The sequence below is a fragment of the Xylanimonas protaetiae genome, from assembly GCF_004135385.1.
GTDB lineage: Bacteria > Actinomycetota > Actinomycetes > Actinomycetales > Cellulomonadaceae > Xylanimonas > Xylanimonas protaetiae.
In genome coordinates this window covers 2,781,237-2,801,981 of the sequence record NZ_CP035493.1, presented here as the reverse complement: position 1 = coordinate 2,801,981, position 20,745 = coordinate 2,781,237, and the positions used below count along the sequence as shown (strand labels likewise).

Sequence of the window (20,745 nt, the reverse complement as noted above, 5' to 3'; positions counted from 1 at the left end):
GACTACCCCAGCCTTTCGCGACGCCCGAGCAGGCCCTGCGGCCGCACGAGCAGGATGACGATGAGCACGACGAGCGCGGCCGCGTACTTCAGGTCCACGGGGAGCCCGAGGACCGGCGAGATCTCGACGGCGACGCCGATGATGAGCGCGCCGAGCAGGGCACCGAACGCGGTGCCGAGACCGCCGAGCACCACCGCGGAGAAGATCAGCAGGAGCATCTGCCCGCCCATGTCCCACTTCACGCCGGGCCGGAAGTAGGCCCACAGGATGCCGGCGACCGCGGCGAGGACGCCCGAGATCACCCAGACGATCCGGATGACCCGGTCGACGGGGATGCCGGACGCCGCCGCGAGCTGCGGGTTGTCGGAGATCGCGCGGCTCGCACGCCCGATGCGGGTGCGCGTCAGGAACAGCGCCACCCCGACCAGCAGCACGAGGCTGACGCCCATCGAGACGAGGTCGATCGACGACAGGCGGATCGGGCCGAGCTGCATCGGCGTCGGGCTGGCGCCGGGCAGCTGCATGGTGTCGCCGCCGATGAAGAACTGGAACACGTAGCGGATCGCGAGCGACAGGCCGATGCTCACGATCATCAGCGGGACGATCCCGACGCCCTTCTTGCGCAGCGGCCGCCAGACCACCGCGTCCATCCCCCAGCCGAGCAGGCCGCCGCCCACCACCGCGGCGGCGACGCCGACCCACAGCGGCAGGTGCCAGGTGACGCTCACCGCGAGCGTGACGAGCGCGCCCCACGTGACCATCTCCGCCTGGGCGAAGTTCGTCAGCCGGGTGGTGCCGAAGATGAGCGCCGCGCCGATCGAGGCCAGCGCGAGCAGCAGGCCGAACTCCAGCCCGCTGACGACGGCCGAGAGCAGCTGGTCCCAGAACGACACCGTCTGCCGCTCGCCCTGGCCGAGGAAGAGGTTGGCGATCGTCGAGCTCGTCAGGCCGAACGTGACCTGCCGCGAGGCCGGGTCGCCGCCCTGGATGATGCCGTCCGGCAGCGCCGACTCGTCGAGGATGACGCCCTCGGGCAGCGTCGACTCGTCGACCGTGATGACGTACGTGCCCTTCTCGGGGACGTAGAGCCGCCAGCGCCCGTCGGCGCCCGTGAGCGTCTCCGCCTCGAAGCCGCCGCCCGAGATCGAGACGGCCGCGTCAGGCACCGGGGTGTCCTGGTACGTGATGGTGCCGGCGACGTAGAAGTCGGTCTTCTCCTGGTCGGCGCCGGGCTGCGGCGGGGCGCTCGCGGCCTGCGCCGCGCAGGCGCCGCCGACGAGGACGACAGCCGCGAGAAGCGCTCCGACGAGCGCCCTGACGAGGGCGGCGACCCATGGCACCGCGCGGCGGCCTGGTGCCGCGATCCTGAACCCCAAGTGAACCTCCGTGGTGGTGCGACGTCACCGAAGGCCCCGGGGCGCCGTCGACGGCGACGAGCAAGCGGTGCACAGCGTAATGCCTCGGACGCCGTGCTCCGGCATCTGGTCAACGGGGCGTTCAGGCCTGCTGGATGCTCACCGGAAGTCGCGGCTGCGGGTCCGCACCGGGAGCCGCAGCGGGGCCAGGTGCCCGGCGACGAGGTTCGTGGCACCGTCGGCCGCCTCGACCCGTCCGCGCACCACCATGGCCGGGGCGCTGCGCGCCACCGTCCGGAAGCGCTGCCATATCCTCGGCGAGCAGACGACGTTGAGCAGGCCGGTCTCGTCCTCGAGCGACAGGAACGTGACCCCGCCCGCGGTGCCCGGGCGCTGGCGGTGCGTGACGACGCCGCCGACGGCGATGTAGCGGCCCGCGTCCGTCCGCGTCGCCTCGAGGACGGTGACGACGCCCGCACGGGTCAGGCCGTCGCGCACCATCTCGACGGGCGACAGCCCCGGCGTCACGCCCGTCGCCCAGGCGTCCGCGACCGCCGTCTCGACGTCGGACATCCCTGGCAGCGACGGTGCCTCGACGCCCACGGAGACGCCCGCGAGCGTGTCCGGACCCTCCTGGCCGAGCGCGCCCGCGGCCCACAGCGCCTCGCGGCGGCTCGCGCCGAGGGACTCGGTGGCACCCGCGGTGGCGAGGGCCTCGAGCTGCGACGTCGTGAGGTGGACCCGGTGGACCAGGTCGCGCAGGTCGCGATATGCCCCGCGGGCGGACCGCTCGGCGACGATCGCCTCGGCGAGGTCCGCACCGATGTTCCGGACCTCCGCGAGGCCCTGCCGGACGGCGAGGCGCAGGTCGGGCTCCGGGCCGTGCTCCGGCGAGGGCGAGCGGGGCAGCGGGACGCGTTCGGGCTCGAGCGCGGCGTCGTCGGGCAGCCGTTCCACGGACGCGAGCGCCGTCGACGCGTTGAGGTCCGGGCGCAGCACCGTGACCCCGTGGCGGCGCGCGTCGCCCACGAGCGACTGCGGCGAGTAGAACCCCATGGGCTGCGCGGCCAGCAGCCCCGCGTAGAACGCGGCCGGGTGGTGCACCTTGAGCCAGGACGAGGCGTAGACGAGGTACGCGAACGAGTACGCGTGGGACTCGGGGAACCCGAAGTCGGCGAACGCCTGGAGCTTCTCGTAGATCTCCTCCTGCAGGTCGGACGGGATGCCGTTCTCCGTCATCCCCTCCAGGAGGCGGCCGCGCAGGGCCTCCATCTTCTCCTTCGACCGCTTGGAGCCCATGGCGCGCCGCAGCCGGTCCGACTCGGCCGGGGTGAACCCGGCGACGTCGATCGCCATCTGCATGAGCTGCTCCTGGAACAGCGGCACGCCGAGGGTCCGCTTCAGGGAGTTCTCCAGGAGCTGGTGCCGGTACTCGACCTTCTGGCGGCCCCTGCGACGCTCGATGAACGGGTTGACGCTGCCACCCTGGATGGGACCGGGCCGGATCAGCGCGACCTCGACGACGATGTCGTAGAACTTCCGCGGCCGCAGGCGCGGCAGCGTGGCCATCTGGGCACGAGACTCCACCTGGAACACCCCCACGGTGTCCGCGGCGCACAGCAGCGCGTACACCGCGGGGTCCTCCTCGGGCAGGCTGTGGAGGTGCAGCCGCTCTCCCGTGTGGCTCTCGACGCTCTCGAAGGCGTAGCGGAGCGCGGTGAGCATGCCGAGGCCCAGGAGGTCGAACTTCACCAGGCCCGCGTCGGCGCAGTCCTCCTTGTCCCACTGGAGCACCGTGCGGCCCTCCATGCGGGCCCACTCCACGGGGCACACCTCGATGACGGGGCGGTCGCACATGACCATGCCGCCGGAGTGGATGCCCAGGTGACGGGGCAGGCGCAGGAACCGCTCGGCAAGGTCGATGACGTGCTCGGGGATGAGGCCCTCGTCCTCCGCCGAGGGTGGCGCGTGGGCGGGGACCACGTCGTGGGCGTCGTCGGCACGACGAGAGAAGGCACCGTCGTCGGCACGACGAGAGAAGGCACCGTCGTCGGCACGACGAGAGAAGGCCTCGCCCTCCGTGAGCCCGCCCCGGGGGCGGTCGCCGTCGTCGTGCGCGAGCGGGTCCACCACCCGGGGCCGGGCGGCGTAGCCGAGGTTCGGGGTCCAGTCGCGGTCCCGGCTGCCCCAGACGGCGGCGCCGCGCGCGTCCTTGGCGGACGCCCGCGTCTCGACGGCCGGCTCGACCTTGGGGTGGTCGCGCAGCGACCCCCACCGCTCGATCGTCTTCGACCACGCGTCCTGCTGCCCGACGTCGTACCCCAGCGCCCGGGCGGCGTCCCGGACGGCCGAGCGCGGGCGGTACGAGATGACGTTGGCGACCTGTGCGGCGTGCCTGCGGCCGAACGTCTCGTACACGTGCTGGATGACCTCCTCGCGGCGGCCGGACTCGATGTCGATGTCGATGTCGGGCGGCCCGTCGCGCTCCGGGGCGAGGAAGCGCTCGAACAGCAGCTCGTACTTGACGGCGTCGACGGCGGTGATGCCGAGCGCATAGCAGACCGCCGAGTTGGCCGCGCTCCCCCGGCCCTGGGCGAGGATCCCGTTCACCCGGCAGAACTCGACCAGGCTGTAGACCACGAGGAAGTAGCCGGGGAAGTGCAGCTGCTCGATGATCGCGAGCTCGTGGTCGATCTTGTCCCACGCACCCTTGACGCGTTCGGCGTGGCGGGGGCCGTAGCGGTCGGTCGCCCCGCGGTAGACCAGCTCGCGCAGGTGGGACGCCTCGTCGTGACCTTCCGGCACCTGGTACGGCGGCAGCTGGGGAGCGACCAGGCGCAGGTCGAAGGCGCACTCGTCCGCGAGCGCCGCCGCCGTCGGCACGGAGTCCGGGTGGCGGTGGTGCAGGCGGGCCATCTCGGCGCCCGAGCGCAGGTGGGCGACGGGGGCACCGGGAAGCCAGCCGTCGAGCTGCTCCAGGGAGCGGGTGGCGCGCACGGCGGCGAGGGCCTGGGCCAGGCGGGCGTCGCGGGGCCGGGCGTAGTGGGCGTTGGTGGTCGCGACGAGCGGCAGGCGGGCGTCGCGGGCGAGCGTCGCGAGGGCGTCGTGCAGGTCGGCGTCGCGGGGGTCGCCGGTGGCGGTGATCTCGACGGCGACGTTCTCGCGGCCGAACAGGGCGACGAGCCGGTCGAGCTCCTGGCGCGCGGCGGTCCGCCCTTGCGCGGCCAGCGCCCGGCGCACCGACCCCTTGCGGCAGCCGGTGAGGACGAGCCACTCGCCCGCGGCCTGCTCCCCCAGCTCTTCCAGGCGGTAGGCGGCCTTGCCCTTGACCTCCGTCCGGAGGTGCGCGGTGGCGATCGCGGCGGACAGGTGGGCGTAGCCGTCCTTGCCGCGCGCGAGGACGAGCAGGTGCTCGGACCGCGGGTCGGGGACGCCCGTGGGTGGGTCGAGCACCGGGCGCGGCCCGCTGCCCGGCCCAGCCGGCACGGGCAGGTGCAGCTCCGCCCCGAACACGGTCTTCACGGGGGCGTCGCGCGCGGCCAGCGAGTGCCGCACGACGCCGTAGAGCCCATCGTGGTCGGTGACGGCCAGGGCGCTCAGGCCCAGGCGTACGGCCTCGGCGACGAGCTCCTCGGGGTGCGAGGCGCCGTCGAGGAAGCTGAAGGACGAGTGGGCGTGCAGCTCGGCGTAGCGGGGTCCCTGCGTGGGCGTGGCCGACGGTTCAGTCATAGACCGCCTCCACGAGCCACTCGCCGCCGTCGGAGGCCAGCAGCAGCCCGCGCCCGTCGTCGAGCGCCACCTGGAGCAGCACCCGCCGGTGCCCGCCGCCGGGCTCCCACCACCGTTCGTCGAGCGGCCAGGGCCCCGCCCACCCGACGACACCGAACCCGGCGGCCGTACCTGATCCGGCGGCACCTGACCCGGCGGCACCTGACCCGGCGGCCGAGCCGAACCCGGCCGCCGCCGAACCCGACCCAGGTGCCGAGCCGAACCCTGTCGCCGAGCCAGTCGGCACCACCCCGCCGGGCCGCCGCGCAGCGGTGGTGGCCGGCTCGACCACCGCGGCGGGAGGCGACGGCAGGTGGAGCCGGGCGTCGACCGTGACGGCCGCGCCGTCGGCGGTCAGGACGTGCACCGGCTGCGGCTCCGGGAGGAGCGTCGCCGGGGCGGGTGCGGGGAGGGCGCCCGGCCACGGGAGGTCCGGGGCGCGCGAGGCGGGGACGTGCTCCCCGAACGGGACCAGGTGCACGCGGTCGCGCGGGTCGCGCCCGCCCTGGAGCGCGACGGTGAGCACGGCGTCGCCGCCCAGCAGCCCCTGGACGCGGCCGAGCGCGCGGCGGGCCCGCTCGTCGCCGCCGTCGTCCGCGCCCCACAGGCTCGGCTGGTGCGTGCCCGCGAGCACGACCTCCTCGGCCGCGAGCATCAGGTGGGTGATCGGCGCGGGCTCGGCGTCGCCCTCGCCGCGAGGCCCGCGCCGCGCCTGGGCGGTGGTCAGCCATCCCTCGAGCTGCCAGCGCACACGGTCGGTGATGCGCGCGGCGGACAGGCCCCCGGTCGCCGGGCCACCCCCGCTCCACGGGTCTCCTCGCCCCGCTGCGGGGGCTCGCGGGGACCCCGGGAGAACCTCGGTGCGCCAGACCCGTTCGAGGGTCGACTCCTCGGTGCGTGCGGTGATGCGCAGCCGCCCGCACGCGAGCCCACGCCGCGACAGCAGCGCGTGCAGCTCCTCTGCGAGGCGACGGGCGGCGAAGGCCGCGACGTCGACGCGCACCGCCGGCGGGTCGAGCTCCGCGCTCACGACGAGGTCCTCCTCGGGGCGACGACGCGCGGGCGGGCGCAGGTCCGCGCCGCCCGCGAGCCGCTGCGCCCACGCGCCCAGGTCGCCGAACCGCCCGAGCACCGCGTCCGGCGGGAGCGCCGTCAGGTCGCCCAGCGTGCGGATCCCGAGTCGCCACCACAGGTCGACCGCGCCGCGCACCGCCGCGAGGCTGCCCGGGTCGGTGACGGCGTGCAGCAGGTCCACGGTGCGCCGCGGGGCGAGGAACGCACGCGAACCGCCCGGCGGCACGATGATGTCGGCGCGCGCCGCGAGCACCGCCGCGAGCATGCCGTCGGCCACGCCCACCTGCGGTTCGAACCCCGCTGCCGACACCGCCTCGACCAGGGCGAGCGCCAGCTGTTCCTCGGTGCCGTGGTAGCGCGCGGCGCCGTCGGAGGGCAGCAGCAGGAGCCCGGGCCGGGCCACCTCCACCCCGGCGACGACCGTCTCGGCCGCCACCGCCACCGGCTCGAACTCGCGGGCGTCGCGGGCGTCGTCGGCGGGCAGCAGCACCAGCTCGGGGCAGCGCTCCTGCGCGACCCGGCGCCGCATCCCGCGGCGCACGCCCGCCGAGCGCGCGACCGCCGACGCCGCGACCACGCCCTGGTGCGTGAGCACCGCGGCGGGCACGTGCGCGTCGACGCCGGCGACGCCCATCGCCGCGACGACGGGCCAGTCGGGCACCCACAGGACGGCGGTCCGGGTGGTCGGTGCCAGGTCCGGGGAGCCACCCTGCGGGACCGGGGTCGCGGGGCGCCGCGACGACGCGACGGGACTCATGCGACCACCCGCAGCACGGGCGTCCGGACCCGCCCGGCCTCCGCGGGGGACGCGACCTCGGTGGAGGGGACCGAGGCGGATGCGACCGGGGCGGGCGCGACCACCGGCACCTCCACGTCCACCTCCAGCGGCCGCGCCGCCGCGCCGCGCCCGGTACGCCGCACGCGCAGCGTCCGGCGCCGCAGCCACCCCGCCCCGTGGTCCGCGCCCCACCAGGACCCGCCGCGCACGTCGAGCGTCACGTGCGCGCCCGGCCATGGCGTCGTCGTCGCGAGCACCGCTCCCCGCTCCCGGGCGCGGGCGGTCAGCCGACGCCGGTCGCCGTCGAGCAGCACGACGTCCGGCCCGAGCACGACGACGTCGACGCCGTCGAGCAGCGCCGCGACGACGGTCGGCGCGTCGACCCCTGGCGCCGGGACGACGGCGACGCGCTCGAGGCAGAGCCCGGCGTCGGCGGCCGCGACGAGCCCCAGCGCGGGCGCCCCGACGAACGCGACCCACGCCCCTTCCGCGGAGGTGGCGGCCAGCAGCCCGAGCAGCAGCGACGTCGACCCGTGGACGGCGAGCGTGCCGCCCACGGGCAGCACGCCGCCCGGCAGCAGGGCAGCGAGGGCGGGCTGCACGGGCAGGGCGGGCTGCACGGGCAGGGCGGGCTGCAGGGGCAGGCGCCGGGAGCGCGGGCCGTGCGGCGCGGACAGCGGCGCCACTCCGGCAGAGCCTGCGCCGACAGGAGCTGTCCCAGAGCCTGCCCCGGCGGTCCAGCCTGGCCTGACGGACCCGCGTTCCCCGGCGGCGGCGCCCGCCGGAACGACCCCGCCGGAACGCTGCGTCCCGGGTTCGGCATGCTCGACCACCGCAGACGCCTGCGCGCGGGGCCGCTGCACACCCGTACGCAGCTCGGCCGCCGCGAGCGCGGCCAGCGCGCGTGCCCGGCGGTCGCTGGTCTGGCGGTCACTGGTCTGGCGGTCGCTCGTCCGGCGCGCGACGCCCGCACCGCCCGCGGCTTCCCCGGGAAGGGCACGATCGCCGGTGACGACGACGGTCATGGGGATCCCCTTCCCCCGCGGGCGGCGCTGGCGTCCGTCGTGCTCGGGTTCGAACACCTGTTCTAGTCAATCTCGTTCCGGCAGGAGTGTCAACAGGGTGGCGTCTCCCCCTGGCCAGGGGCACGATGGCGCACATGAGCCTCGAGCGCCCCTATCCCCCGGACCCCTACTCGCTCCTGCCGCAGGTGCCCTCGTTCACGCTGACCAGCCCGGACGTCGCCGACGGGCAGCGGCTGGACGTCCGGTTCTCCGCCGACGGCGCAGGCGCCTCGCCCGCGCTGGAGTGGTCGGGCTTCCCCGCCGGGACGCAGTCGTTCGCCGTCTCGGTGTACGACCCGGACGCGCCGACGCCGTCGGGCTTCTGGCACTGGAACGCCTACGACATCCCCGCCTCCGTCACCTCCCTGGCCGCCGACGCGGGCGCCGCGGACGGCGGCAACCTGCCCGCGGGCGCCGCGCAGGTCCGCAACGACGGCGGCAGCTACGGCTTCACTCCGGCCGCCCCGCCGCACGGCGACCACGAGCACCGGTACTTCTTCGCGGTGCACGCGCTCGACGTCCCGACGCTCGGCATCGGCCCGGAGGTCTCGAACGCCGTCGTCGCGTTCAACGCCGTGTTCCACACGCTCGCGCGGGCCGTGCTCGTGGGCACCTACCAGCGATGATCCTGCCCGCCCTCGGCAGGCTGACGTGGGTCCCGGCGCTCGACCGTCCCGACCTGCTCGCACCGACCGTCCTGGGCGCGCTGCGCGCCTGGGCCGACGCCGACGACCGCGTGGCGGGCGGCGTCGCCGTCGCAGCCATCGACCCGGACCACGCCGACACCGCCACGCTCAACGAGGTCCACGGACTGCCGCCCGAGGCCAGCGCGAACTGCGTGCTGGTCTCGGGGCGTCGCGGCGAGGTGGAGCGCGTCGCAGCGTGCGTGGTGCCCGCGACGACGTTCGCCGACGTCAACACCCGCGTGCGCAGGCTGCTCGACGTGCGCAAGGCGTCGTTCCTGAGCCGCGAGCGCGCCGTCGCGGAGTCGGGCCAGGAGTACGGCGGCATCGGCCCGCTGGGCCTGCCGGCGGGCTGGCGGCTGCTCGTGGACGCGCGCTTTGCCGCACCGGGTGCCCTGGCGCTGCAGGGTTCGGGCGTGCGGCACTCCAAGGTGCTCATGCCGGGCGAGCTGCTGTGCGCGATCCCGGGCGCCGAGGTCGTCGACGGCCTGGGCGTCGACCGCTAGAAGCTAGACCCCGCCACCCACCCCGGCGACGTCGTCACGCCAGGTGCAGGAACCCCAGGACGGCGCCGACGACGGCCAGCGCGAGGGGCACGAGCGCGGGGGCGAAGCTCTCGCCGCGCCGCACGTGGACGACCACGGCCCCGACCATGACGACGGCGAGGCACACGGCCGCGACCGGGCTGAGCAGCACCGCCACCCCGGTGGCCGCAGGCAGGAGCACTCCGAGGGCGCCGAGCACCTCGAGCGCCGCGACGACCTTGATGCTCCTGGCGGAGAAGTCCTCGGTCCACGCCATGCCCGAGCCGGCGAGCGTCTCCTTCGAGCGGGCCAGCTTCATCACGCCCGCGCCCAGGAACAGCAGACCGAGCAGGGCGGAGACGATCCAGAAGGCGACGGTCATCGCGAGTGTGCTCCTTAGATAGTTACGATCTGTGCGTTGCCCCATGCTGCGTCATCGCTGCAGAGCGTACAAAAGGCACATCCGTGTGAGCGAGGAACACCAGGGGAACCGTGTGAGCGCCGAGACCGACCCGATGAGCCCCTACGAGGGGATGTGCCGCAGCCACGAGAGCGACGGCAAGGCGGTCCGCGCCGTGCTGGACCGCGTGGGCGACAAGTGGTCGCTCCTCGTGATCGGCACGCTGGCGCAGGGCCCGCTGCGGTTCGGCGAGCTGCAGCGCCACATCCCGGGCATCTCGCAGCGCATGCTGACCCTGACCGTGCGCCAGCTCGAGCGCGACGGGCTCGCCACCCGGACCGTGTACGCCGAGGTGCCCCCGCGGGTGGAGTACGAGCTCACGGCGATGGGCCGCACCCTCATCGAGCCCTCGGTCGCGATCGCGTCATGGGCGGTCGCGAACTACCCGGCCATCGAGGCCGCGCGCGCGACGTTCGACGACGGGCCGCGGTCTCAGCCCTCCGACCTGCCCCGCCGCCAGTAGCCCATGAAGGCCACGGCCTTGCGGTCCAGGCCTCGCTCGGCGACCAGGAACCGCCGCAGGTCCTTGATGACCGCGGCCTCGCCCGCGAGCCACGCGTAGAGGCGCGCGTCGGCGGCGAGGGCGCGTCCGGCCTCGTCGATCGGTACCTCCCACAGGAGCTCGCGGTCGACGTCGACGTCCTCGAGCTGCGGGGCCGACGCCGGGGCGACGTGCCCGAGCAGGCGGTCGGTCGCGGCCTTCACGGCCGGCGTGAGCAGGGCGCCGTGCGGCAGCCCGTCGCGGCCCAGCCACTGGACGGTCACGCCCGCGGGCGCCGTGAGCGTCCAGCGGTCCTCGCGGCGCGGCACCTCGAGCAGCACCTCGCCGATGTAGTCGTCGGGCAGCGACTCGCAGATGGCGGCGATGGCCGGCACGGCCGTCTCGTCCCCGGCGAGCAGCACCGCGCTCGTGCCGGGCGGCGGGGCGAAGCCGAGGCCGCCGTGCGGGCCGTCGTACCGGGCGTCCGGGCCGAGGATGACCAGCGGGGTGCCGGGGCGGGCGCCGTTGGCCCAGCGCGTCGCAGGGCCGGTGTCGCCGTGCAGCACCAGGTCGACGTCGAGCTCGTTCATCGACTGCCGCACGGTCCGCACGGTGTAGGTGCGCAGCGGGTTGCGGCGCTCCTCGGGCAGCTCGCGCCACGCGGTGTACCAGTCGGGGTTCTGCCGGTCGAGGTACTCCCAGCCGCCGCACGGGGCCGGCAGCAGGAACTTCACGCGCTGGTCGCGACCGTTGTCGGCGAACTCGTGCAGGTCAGGGCCGGTGAACGTGATCCGCACGAACGACGGGCACAGCCGCACGACACGCTTGACGTCGACGTCGAACATGCGCCACGGCTGCACCTCGGTTGCGACGGGGGCGTCGAGAGTGTCGGTCACGGGAGGTAAGCCTAACCTCAGTCGCGGCGTGGTCGACCTGTGGTCCGCATCACGGTCAGACGGGCCCCCTCAGACGGGCTCGGTCACGCGTGTCGCCCAGAACGCCACCGCCGACGCCGCGGCGACGTTGAGCGAGTCCACCCCGCCCGCCATGGGGATCTTGACGACGACGTCGCACGCGTCGATCGCGGCGGGCGTCATGCCGTGACCCTCCGTGCCGAGCACCAGGGCGAGCCTCTCGGGCGGGTCGGCCGCCAGGTCGTCGAGGGAGACGGCGTCGTCGGACAGGGCCAGCGCCGCGACGACGAACCCGCCGTCCTGCAGCTCGCGCAGGCCGCCGGGCCACGTCTCCAGGCGCGTCCACGGCACCTGGAACACCGTGCCCATCGACACCCGCACGGAGCGCCGGTAGAGCGGGTCGGCGCACCGCGGCGTCACGAGGACGGCGTCGACGCCCAGCGCGGCGGCCGACCGGAAGGCCGCGCCCACGTTCGTGTGGTCGACGACGTCCTCCAGCACCGCGACCCGGCGCGCGCCCAGGCCCCCGCGCGCGGCGGCGACGAGCTCGTGCACGGGCACCAGCGCGGGCCGGTGCATCGCCGCGAGCGCCCCGCGGTGCAGGTGGAACCCGGTGACCTGCTCCAGCACCTGCTCCGTGCCCACGAACACCGGCACGCCGGGCCAGTCGGCGATCACGTCGGCCATGGACTCGAGCCACCGGTCGGCCATGAGGAACGACCGGGGCCGGTGCCCGGCCGCGAGCGCCCGCCGGATCACCGTGGACGACTCGGCCATGTACAGCCCCTCGGCAGGCTCGCGCACGGCGCGGAGCTTGACGTCCTTGAGGTCGGTGTAGTCGGTCAGGCGCGGGTCGCGGGGGTCCTCGATGCGCAGGAGGTCAGGGCTCGTCACCGGCCGATTCTCTCGCGAACCTCGGGCGGCGGGGCCACGACGTCCTCCAGCGGCCGTGCGCTGCCGGTGCGCCGCCACTGCCCCGGTGTCTGTCCCGCGCCCGGTCAGGCGAGCGTGACGTCCTGGACGACGTCGCCCGCCGTGACGCGGTAGGTGCCCCGGAAGCCCGCCACCGTGACCTGGCCGTTCGCGTCGGTGCGCAGCGTGGTCGGCTTGACCCACCACTCGTCCTTGACCATGCCGACGTACCGGTCGTAGGCGGGCTTGGCCGACCCGTCGCGGCGCAGCAGGCCGCCGGGGGCGTTGAGCCACATGCCGCGGTCGCCCAGACCCCAGTAGGTGAACGCCTCGACGAGCGGGTGCGCCACGAGCGTGCGGACGAACTCCTCGAGCTCGTCGGCCTGGCGCGCCTCGCCCTCCGGCGTCGACGGCCACTGCTCGGCCGTGACCTGCCAGTCGTTCAGGTCGACGATGTGCTTCGGCATGATCTCGCCCGACAGCAGCGTCGTCTCCGTGAAGTGGATGGGCAGGTTGTAGCGCGCGAAGCGGTCGAGGATGCGCTGCGTCTTCTCCAGGCCCCAGTAGCCCTGGTGCTGGTGCGACTGCAGGCCGAGGTAGTCGATCTCGATGCCGGCCTCGAGCACGGCCTCGATGAGGCACTCGTACGCCGTCGACATGTCGAAGTCGTTGAGCAGCAGCTTGACGGACGGATTGGTGGCGCGGGCCTCCTCGAAGGCCAGGCGGATCATCTCGACGCGGCCCTTGACGCGGGCGAGCGGCGTGATGCCGTTCTTCTCCGCGGCGAAGACCGGCATGATGACGACCTCGTTGATGGCGTCCCAGGTGTCGACGACGCCGGCGAAGTCGCGCACGTCGCGGCGGATGCGCTCGCGCTGCAGGCGCTCGACCTCCTCGACCGGCTTGCCGAGCAGCCACTGCGGCTGGACGGTGTGCCACACGAGCGGGTGCCCCTTGAGCTCGACGCCGCGCTCCTGGAACCAGCGGGCGGCCCGCATGAACTCCTCGGTGCGCGGCTTCCCCTCCTCGGGCTCGAACCGGCCCCAGTAGAACGGGAGCGTCGCGGCGTTGTGCAGCGCGAGCCACTTCTCGGCGAAGGCGGCGTCGTACTCACGGTCGCCCTCGACGCCGGGACGGCCGACCCGCTGCGTCGACGGGTCGGAGGCGCCGTGCTCGTAGCCGTTGATGTAGTCGATCAGCTCGAAGCCGATGTTGCCGAACGTGAACGCGTGGTTCGTCTGCTCCACGACGACGTCGGCGTCGGCGAGCGGGGCGCCGTCGGCGCCCGTCACCGTGACGACGGCGGACGCGCGCCGGTGGGCGTACGTCGGGTCGAGCGGGTAGTCGGAGGCGGGCGGGGCGAAGAGGGACGTCGTTGTGCTCACGACGTGCACTCTGCCAGATCGGGCCCGCCGCGCGAAACGATTCGACGCGTCCTGGTCGATCGTCGCGCGCGGCGGGACCGGTCAGGACCTCTTGGCCGCCGCGGCCCGGGCCGCCATCAGCCGGGCCGCCGCCGTCCCACCCGGCAGCGCCGGGCCGGACGGCGCGTCGTCGTCCACCGCCGGGGCCGCGAACTGCGACTGGTACAGCCGCGCGTACGCGCCGCCCGCGGCGAGCAGCGTGTCGTGGTCGCCCGTCTCGACGATCGACCCGTGCTCCATGACGACGATGACGTCGGCGTCGCGGATCGTGGACAGCCGGTGCGCGATGACGAAACTCGTCCGCCCGCTGCGCAGCGCGTTCATCGCGTGCTGCACCAGCACCTCGGTGCGCGTGTCGACCGACGACGTCGCCTCGTCGAGCACCAGGATCTCCGGGTCGGCGAGGAACGCGCGCGCGATGGTCAGGAGCTGCTTCTCGCCCGCCGACAGGGACGAGCCCTCGTCGTCGAGCTTCGTGGCGTACCCGTCCGGGAGGGTGCGCACGAACGGGTCGACGTGCGTGGCCCGCGTCGCGGCGAGGAACTCCTCGTCGGTGATCTCCCGCCGCAGGCCGTAGCGCAGGTTCTCCTCGATGGTGCCCTTGAACAGCCACGTGTCCTGGAGCACCATGCCGATGCTCGAGCGCAGCGTGTCGCGCGTCATCGACCGGGTGTCGACGCCGTCGAGCGTGATGCGCCCCGAGTCGACCTCGTAGAACCGCATGAGCAGGTTGACGAGCGTCGTCTTGCCGGCGCCCGTCGGGCCGACGATGGCGACCGTCTTCCCCTGCTCCGCGACCAGGTCGAGGTGCTCGATGAGCGGCTTGGCCGGGTCGTAGGAGAACGACACGTCCTCGAACGCGACGCGCCCGTGCACGTCGGCGATCTGCCGTGGCTCGGCCGGGTCCTCCACCTGCTCCGGCGCGTCGAGCAGCTCGTACACGCGCTCCGCCGACGCGACGCCCGACTGGAGCAGGTTCATCATCGAGGCGACCTGCGTGAGCGGCTGCGTGAACTGGCGCGAGTACTGGATGAACGCCTGCACGTCGCCCAGCGAGAGCGACCCGGACGCCACGCGCAGCCCGCCGACGACGGCGACGACCACGTAGTTGAGGTTCGCCAGGAACCCCATGGACGGCATGATCGTGCCGCTGATCGCCTGCGCCTTCTGCGAGGCGTCGAACAGGGCGTGGTTCTCGGCGTCGAACTTCTCCGCCGCGGCGTCCTGCTGCCCGTACACCTTGACCAGCGAGTGGCCCGTGAACATCTCCTCGACGTGCGCGTTGAGGCGCCCGGTCGAGGCCCACTGGGTGACGAACTGCGGCTGGCTGCGCTTGGCGATCTGCGTCGTCACGATCACCGAGAGCGGCACCGTGACCAGGGCGACGATGGCGAGGATCCAGGAGATCGAGAACATCATGACGAGCACGCCGACGACGGTGAGCACCGACGTGATGAGCTGCGCGAGCGTCTGCGTCGTGGTCTGGGCGACGTTGTCGATGTCGTTGGTGACGCGCGAGAGGATCTCGCCGCGCTGCTGCTTGTCGACGTAGCTGAGCGGCACGCGGTGCAGCTTGGCCTCGACCTCGTCGCGCAGGCGCCGCATGGTGTTCTGCACCGCGACGGTCATAATGCGCGCCTGGAGCCAGCCGAACAGGAAGGCGCCGAGGTAGATCGCGAGCACGGCCAGGAGCACGCGGCCCAGGCGGTCGAAGTCGATCCCCTGCCCGGCGACGACGTTGCCCATGCCGGCGAGCATGTCCGCGACCCGGCCCTGCCCCTGCTGGCGCAGCGAGTCCACCACCTGCGCCGCGGGCGTCCCGGCCGGGACGCCCTGAGCCGTGAGCATCGAGCCGACGACGCCCTCGAAGATGACGTTGGTGCCGTGGCCGAGGATCCGCGGGCCCGTCACGGACAGCGCGACGGACGCGATGCCGCACAGGACGAGCAGCACCACGCGGGTGCGCTCGGGGCGCATGGTCCGCGCGAAGCGCAGCAGCGACCCCTTGAAGTCCATGGCCTTCTCCCCCGGCATGCCCATGCCCAGGGGGCCGCCCGGGCCCGGGCCGGGGCCCCGACGACGGGGCGGGCGGACGGGTGCGTCGTTCTGGGCGCTCATGCTGCTTCCTCCAGCGACATCTGGGAGGTGACGATCTCCTGGTACGTCTCGTTGCCGGCCAGCAGCTCGGCGTGCGTGCCGCGGCCGACGTTGCGCCCGTGCTCGAGCACGAGGATCTGGTCGGCGTCGCGGATCGTGGCCACGCGTTGGGCGACGATCAGCACCGTCGCGTCCTGCGTGCGCGGCGCGAGCGCGGCCCGCAGGCGGGCGTCGGTCGCGTAGTCGAGCGCCGAGAACGAGTCGTCGAACAGGTAGATCCGGGGGTTGCGGATGACGGCCCGCGCGATGGCGAGGCGCTGGCGCTGCCCGCCCGAGAACGTGGTGCCGCCCTGGGCGACCGGAGCCTCGAGGCCCTCGGGCAGCTCCTCGACGAAGTCGCGCGCCTGCGCGACCTCGAGGGCCTCCCACATCTCCTCCTCGGTGGCGTCGGGCTTGCCGTACCGCAGGTTGGAGGCGACGGTGCCGGTGAACAGGAACGCCTTCTGCGGCACGAGGCCGAGCAGCGAGCCCAGGTCCCGCGTGGCGAGGTCGCGCACGTCGACGCCGTCGACGCGCACCTGGCCGCCGGTCGCGTCGAAGAGGCGTGGCACGAGGTTGAGCAGCGTCGTCTTGCCCGCGCCGGTCGAGCCGATGACGGCGGTGACCGTGCCCGGCTCTGCCGTGAACGAGACGTCGGTGAGCACGGGCTCGGCCGCGCCCGGGTAGCGGAACTCGACGCCGTCGAGCTCGAGGCGGCCCCGCGGGCCGTCGCCGTCGGACAGCGACGTCAGCGCGACGGGGCGGGCGGGCTCGACGACCGTCGTCGTCGTGTCGAGGACGGCGCCCGCGCGGTCGGCGGCCACGGCGGCGCGCGGCACCATCATGACCATCATCGTGGACATCATCACGGCCATGAGGATCTGCATGAGGTAGCTGAGGAACGCCGTGAGCGACCCGACCTGCATGCTGCCCGCGTCGATCTGCTGCGCGCCGAACCACAGCACGGCCACCGACGAGAAGTTCATGATCAGCATGACCACCGGGAAGGCGAGGGCCATGAGCTTGCCCGCCCCGAGCTGGGTCTCGTAGAGCTCCTCGTTCGCCTGGCCGAACCGCTCGATCTCGCGCCGCTCGCGGACGAACGCCCGCACCACGCGCAGGCCCGTGATCTGCTCGCGCAGCACGCCGTTGATGGAGTCGATGCGCCCCTGCATGGCCCGGAAGTACGGGACCATGCGCGAGAGCAGCAGGCCCATCGCGATGCCGAGCACGGGCACGATGACGAGCAGCAGGCCGGAGAGCGCGACGTCCTGGCGCAGGGCCATGATGACGCCGCCGACCATCATGATCGGGGCCATCACCATGATGGTGAAGCCCATGAGCAGCACCATCTGGATCTGCTGGACGTCGTTGGTGGTGCGCGTGATGAGCGACGGGGCGCCGAACTTGCCGACCTCCCTCGCGCTGAACGTCTGCACCGTGGTGAACAGGTCGTGGCGCAGGTCGCGGCCGAACGACGTCGCGACGCGCGCGCCGATGACGACGGCCCCGACGGAGCAGACCACCTGGCCGAGGCTGACGGCGAGCATCCAGCCGCCCGTGCGCCAGATGTAGCCGATGTCCTGGACCACCACGCCGTTGTCGATGATGTCGGCGTTGAGGGACGGCAGGTAGAGCGACGCCAGCGTCTGCACGAGCTGGAGCACCAGCAGCACCAGGATGGCGCCGAGGTATGGCCGCAGGTATCTGCGGGCCAGGGTGACGAGCATCAGGAGTCCTTGCTCTCGGGTGCGGGGGAAGGCGTGCCGACGATGCCGTGGACGAGGGCGTCGGCCAGCACGGCGGCCGGCAGCGGGGCGGTGAGCCGGTTCGGGTCGGGACGGCGGTGCGCGACGGCCGCCTCGATGAGGGTCGCCGCGACGTCGAGGGGCACGCGCAGGCGGTCCAGGTCGGGGGCGAGCGCCGCCGTGAGACCCTCGGCGATGACGGCGCGGTGCAGCTCGTGCTGCGTGATGAGCCGCGTGCGCAGCTCGCGGATGCGTTCCTCGTCGGCCGGGGACCGGGAGCCGGCGTCGACGCGGCCGTGCAGGGACCGCAGCACGGCGATCCAGCGCGCGGACTGCTCCATGCGGCCCTGGCCGCGGTCGATGATCGCGGCGACGCGCTCGACGAGGGGCAGCGACCGGTCGATGCCCGCGAGGTCCGAGCGGGTCGTCGCGGGCTCGGACGCGCGCAGCAGCGCGGTGATCGCCACCTCCCCCACGAGCGTGTTCTTGTCCGGGAAGACGCGGAAGAGCGTGCCCTCGGCGACGCCCGCCGCCGCGGCGAGCTCGCGCGTGGTGACGTCCGCGCCCTGGGCGGCGACGAGCGGCATGACGGCGTCGACGATCGCGGCGCGTCGCTCCTGCGGGGCGAGCGGGGCGGCGCGGCGGCGCGTGGTCTCCACCTGGTGGCTGCTCACCGGGCCACATTAAATGAGTGAGCGCTCACTCCGCAACAGTGACTGGCGCTCGACAGGAGAGAACCCCGCCCGCGGGGTTCGCGGACGGGGTTCTCTCGGTGGTGCGGGATCAGACCCCGGGATCGGCGTCCGGCGCCGGGGGCACGGGCGGGAGCGTGGGCTCCCCCGGGGCCTGGCCGGCCTCCTGCGACGGGTCGAACGGCAGACCCGAGCGGGTGCCCGACGCCGTCGCGTCCGCCGCGGCGGCCTCCGACTGCCGCTGCGCCTCGCGCAGCGCCTCGCTCGCGTCGGCCAGGGCCTGGCCGCCGAGGTCCTTCATGCGCGCCTGCCGCAGCGCCTTCGTCGCGGCCGACTCCTCCTCCGACGGGGCGACGGGCGCGTCCGAGGGCACGCCCGGGATGCCCGAGCCGCCGAAGCCCTTCGAGATCGAGCCGAGCGCGGCCGTGAACTCCGTGGGCACGACCCACAGCTTCGAGGCCGTGCCGTTGGCGATCTGCGGCAGCATCTGCAGGTACTGGTAGGCCAGCAGCTTGGGGTCGGCGTCACCCGTGTGGATGGCGTCGAACACCTGGAGGATGGCCCGGGCCTCGCCCTCGGCACGCAGGACGCGTGCCTGGGCGTCACCCTCGGCCTTGAGGATCGCGGACTGCTTCTCGCCCTCGGCCGTGAGGATCTGCGACTGCTTGACACCCTCGGCCGTGAGGATCGCGGCACGACGGTCACGCTCGGCGCGCATCTGCTGCTCCATCGAGCCCTGCACCGACGCGGGCGGGTCGATCGAGCGCAGCTCGACACGATTGATGCGCACGCCCCAGCGCCCGGTCGCCTCGTCGAGCACGCCGCGCAACTGGCCGTTGATCTGGTCACGGCTGGTGAGCGTCTGCTCGAGGTCCATCGAGCCGACGACGTTGCGCAGCGTGGTGACGGTCAGCTGCTCGATCGCCTGGATGTAGTTCGCGATCTCGTACACCGCGGACTTCGGGTCGGTGACCTGGAAGTAGATGACGGTGTCGATCGAGACGACGAGGTTGTCGGACGTGATCACCGGCTGCGGCGGGAAGGAGACGACCCGCTCGCGCAGGTCGACGCTCGCCCGCACCCGGTCGACGAACGGCACCAGCAGGTGCAGGCCGGGTTCGAGCGTGCGCGAGTAGCGGCCCAGGCGCTCGACGATGAGGTTGGAGGCCTGCGGGACGATCCGCACGGCCTTGACGAGCGCGGTGATCACGAAGATCAAAAGGATGACGAGCACCAGATACAGGGCGACCTGGCCTGGGTTGATATCCACTAAGTTTCCCTTCGATGGGAGGAACCCCGCCGCGACGCGACGAAGGTCGTTCAGGGGTCGTTCAGGGGTCGTTCACGGGGCGCTGGCGGCGTTGACCGGCGCGACGACGGCGGTCGCCCCGTCGATGCGCAGCACCTGGACCTCGGCGCCGACCGGCAGCACCGGCGATCCCGGCAGCCCGTCGTCCTCGAGGCGCGCGGTCCAGACCTCGCCCACGAGCTTGACGCGGCCGCCGGCCTCGCTGACGTCGGCGACGACGACGGCGTGCCGGCCGACCTGGGCCGCGGCGTTGGTCTCGGTCAGCGGCACGCGCTGGCGCAGCTGACGCAGCACCCAGGGACGCAGCGTCACGACGAGGATCACGGAGGTAGCGCACCCGACGACGACCTGCAGCCACACGGGCGCCCCCAGGGCGGCCGCGAGCGCCGCCGCGAGCGCCCCGCCGATGAGCATGAGGACGACGACGTCCAAGATCAGGATCTCGACGATTCCGAGCGCGATCGCCGCGCCGACCCACCACATCCAGTCCATGATCGACCCCTTCGACGAGCGCCTGCCGACAGTCCATCTCAGCACGGCCTTTTGCCGAGATTTTACCCAGGGCGCGCGGGGACCGGCTAGTGGTCGCCAGGCGTCAGTGGCGCCCGCGGGCCCCCGCCGGCCGGGCCGCGCGGGCGAGCCAGCGGCCGCCGCCGTGGGCGACGAGCAGGTCCATGCCGAACGCCGCGGTGAGGTTCTCGGCCGTGAGCACGTCCTCCAGCTTCCCGGCCGCCTGGACCTTGCCGTGCGCGCCGAGCAGGAGCATGTGCGTGAACCCCGGCGGGATCTCCTCGACGTGGTGCGTCACGAGGACCAGCACGGGCGACGCCGGGTCGGCGGCGAGCTCGGACAGCGCGCCCACGAGCTCCTCGCGGCCGCCGAGGTCCAGCCCGGCGCCCGGCTCGTCGAGGATGAGCAGCTCGGGGTCGGTCATGAGCGCCCGGGCGATCTGCACGCGCTTGCGTTCGCCCTCCGACAGCGTGCCGTAGGTGCGCCCGGCGAGCGTGTCGACGTCGAACGCGCGCAGCAGCTCGGCGGCGCGCTGCGTGTCGAGCTCCTCGTACCGCTCGCGCCAGCGGCCCGTCACGCCGTAGGCGGCCGTGACGACGACGTCGCTGACGAGCTCGTCGCCGGGGATCTGCTCGGCCAGCGCCGCGGACGCGAGCCCCACGCGGGGGCGCAGCTCGAACACGTCGACGCGGCCGAGCGTCTCGCCCAGCACGTCCACCCTGCCGGACGTGGGGTGCATGCGCGCTGACGCGAGCTGCATGAGCGTCGTCTTTCCGGCGCCGTTGGGGCCGAGCACGATCCAGCGCTCGCCCTCCTCCACCTGCCAGTCCAGCCCGTCGAGGATGGTCGTGGTGCCGCGTCGCACGGTGACGCCTTGCAGGTCGAGAACCCAGCTCATGGTGCCCGACCCTAT

At 73.7% G+C, this 20,745-nt stretch carries 18 protein-coding genes; 4 read left to right on the top strand and 14 right to left on the bottom strand.

The window, feature by feature from the left end; genetic code table 11:
* Positions 1-2 precede the first annotated feature (2 nt).
* The 4 genes from ET471_RS12955 to ET471_RS12940 form a co-directional block, all read right to left on the bottom strand.
* Positions 3-1,376 carry a branched-chain amino acid ABC transporter permease gene (locus ET471_RS12955; RefSeq protein WP_242496286.1) on the bottom strand — a complete coding sequence of 458 codons (1,374 nt, stop codon included), beginning with the start codon at positions 1,374-1,376 and terminating at the stop codon, positions 3-5.
* A 138-nt stretch (positions 1,377-1,514) separates the two neighbouring features.
* On the bottom strand, positions 1,515-5,084 hold the full coding sequence (locus ET471_RS12950; RefSeq protein ID WP_129188938.1) for an error-prone DNA polymerase: 3,570 nt from the start codon (positions 5,082-5,084) through the stop codon (positions 1,515-1,517).
* On the bottom strand, positions 5,077-6,831 hold the full coding sequence (locus ET471_RS12945) for a DNA polymerase Y family protein (protein ID WP_242496543.1): 1,755 nt from the start codon (positions 6,829-6,831) through the stop codon (positions 5,077-5,079). Before ET471_RS12945 ends, ET471_RS12950 begins: the two co-directional genes overlap by 8 nt.
* Positions 6,832-6,950: 119 nt before the next feature.
* Positions 6,951-7,661, bottom strand: a complete 711-nt coding sequence (locus tag ET471_RS12940; RefSeq protein ID WP_242496285.1) for a hypothetical protein — start codon at positions 7,659-7,661, stop codon at positions 6,951-6,953.
* Positions 7,662-7,796: 135 nt separating this feature from the next.
* Here ET471_RS12940 and ET471_RS12935 point away from each other — a divergent pair, with 135 nt between their 5' ends.
* The 3 genes from ET471_RS12935 to ET471_RS12925 all read left to right on the top strand — a co-directional run bounded on the left by ET471_RS12935 (position 7,797) and on the right by ET471_RS12925 (position 9,228).
* Positions 7,797-8,066 carry a hypothetical protein gene (locus tag ET471_RS12935; RefSeq protein ID WP_129188934.1) on the top strand — a complete coding sequence of 90 codons (270 nt, stop codon included), beginning with the start codon at positions 7,797-7,799 and terminating at the stop codon, positions 8,064-8,066.
* Between the two features lie 68 nt (positions 8,067-8,134).
* Positions 8,135-8,665, top strand: a complete 531-nt coding sequence (locus ET471_RS12930) for a YbhB/YbcL family Raf kinase inhibitor-like protein (protein ID WP_129188932.1) — start codon at positions 8,135-8,137, stop codon at positions 8,663-8,665.
* Positions 8,662-9,228, top strand: a complete 567-nt coding sequence (locus tag ET471_RS12925; RefSeq protein ID WP_129188930.1) for a YbaK/EbsC family protein — start codon at positions 8,662-8,664, stop codon at positions 9,226-9,228. The genes ET471_RS12930 and ET471_RS12925 overlap by 4 nt, the downstream gene beginning before the upstream one ends.
* A 34-nt stretch (positions 9,229-9,262) precedes the next feature.
* Here ET471_RS12925 and ET471_RS12920 read toward each other — a convergent pair whose 3' ends face one another.
* Positions 9,263-9,628, bottom strand: coding sequence for a DoxX family protein (locus ET471_RS12920; RefSeq protein WP_129188928.1), 366 nt, complete (start codon positions 9,626-9,628; stop codon positions 9,263-9,265).
* A 112-nt stretch (positions 9,629-9,740) separates the two neighbouring features.
* On the opposite strand from ET471_RS12920, the gene ET471_RS12915 reads away from it, so the two are divergent.
* The gene (locus ET471_RS12915; protein ID WP_342586039.1) at positions 9,741-10,169 is read left to right on the top strand and encodes a winged helix-turn-helix transcriptional regulator; all 429 of its coding nucleotides are present in this window, start codon (positions 9,741-9,743) and stop codon (positions 10,167-10,169) included.
* Here the strand turns inward: ET471_RS12915 and ET471_RS12910 are convergent.
* From ET471_RS12910 to ET471_RS12870, 9 genes are all read right to left on the bottom strand, one after another.
* The gene (locus tag ET471_RS12910) at positions 10,139-11,083 is read right to left on the bottom strand and encodes a siderophore-interacting protein (protein ID WP_129188926.1); all 945 of its coding nucleotides are present in this window, start codon (positions 11,081-11,083) and stop codon (positions 10,139-10,141) included. The genes ET471_RS12915 and ET471_RS12910 overlap by 31 nt on opposite strands.
* Before the next feature lie 69 nt (positions 11,084-11,152).
* Positions 11,153-11,995, bottom strand: coding sequence for a TrmH family RNA methyltransferase (locus tag ET471_RS12905; protein WP_129188924.1), 843 nt, complete (start codon positions 11,993-11,995; stop codon positions 11,153-11,155).
* A gap of 104 nt (positions 11,996-12,099) precedes the next feature.
* On the bottom strand, positions 12,100-13,398 hold the full coding sequence (locus ET471_RS12900) for an endo-1,4-beta-xylanase (protein WP_129188922.1): 1,299 nt from the start codon (positions 13,396-13,398) through the stop codon (positions 12,100-12,102).
* An 81-nt stretch (positions 13,399-13,479) separates the two neighbouring features.
* Positions 13,480-15,555 carry an ABC transporter ATP-binding protein gene (locus ET471_RS12895; protein ID WP_129188920.1) on the bottom strand — a complete coding sequence of 692 codons (2,076 nt, stop codon included), beginning with the start codon at positions 15,553-15,555 and terminating at the stop codon, positions 13,480-13,482.
* Positions 15,552-17,303 carry an ABC transporter ATP-binding protein gene (locus ET471_RS12890; protein WP_165350490.1) on the bottom strand — a complete coding sequence of 584 codons (1,752 nt, stop codon included), beginning with the start codon at positions 17,301-17,303 and terminating at the stop codon, positions 15,552-15,554. Before ET471_RS12890 ends, ET471_RS12895 begins: the two co-directional genes overlap by 4 nt.
* The gene (locus tag ET471_RS12885; protein WP_242496284.1) at positions 17,303-17,995 is read right to left on the bottom strand and encodes a TetR/AcrR family transcriptional regulator; all 693 of its coding nucleotides are present in this window, start codon (positions 17,993-17,995) and stop codon (positions 17,303-17,305) included. The genes ET471_RS12890 and ET471_RS12885 overlap by 1 nt, the downstream gene beginning before the upstream one ends.
* Before the next feature lie 109 nt (positions 17,996-18,104).
* Positions 18,105-19,283 carry an SPFH domain-containing protein gene (locus ET471_RS12880; RefSeq protein WP_129188918.1) on the bottom strand — a complete coding sequence of 393 codons (1,179 nt, stop codon included), beginning with the start codon at positions 19,281-19,283 and terminating at the stop codon, positions 18,105-18,107.
* A 72-nt stretch (positions 19,284-19,355) separates the two neighbouring features.
* The gene (locus ET471_RS12875; protein WP_129188916.1) at positions 19,356-19,814 is read right to left on the bottom strand and encodes an NfeD family protein; all 459 of its coding nucleotides are present in this window, start codon (positions 19,812-19,814) and stop codon (positions 19,356-19,358) included.
* Positions 19,815-19,917: 103 nt separating this feature from the next.
* Positions 19,918-20,730 carry an ABC transporter ATP-binding protein gene (locus ET471_RS12870; RefSeq protein WP_129188914.1) on the bottom strand — a complete coding sequence of 271 codons (813 nt, stop codon included), beginning with the start codon at positions 20,728-20,730 and terminating at the stop codon, positions 19,918-19,920.
* Positions 20,731-20,745 lie beyond the last annotated feature (15 nt).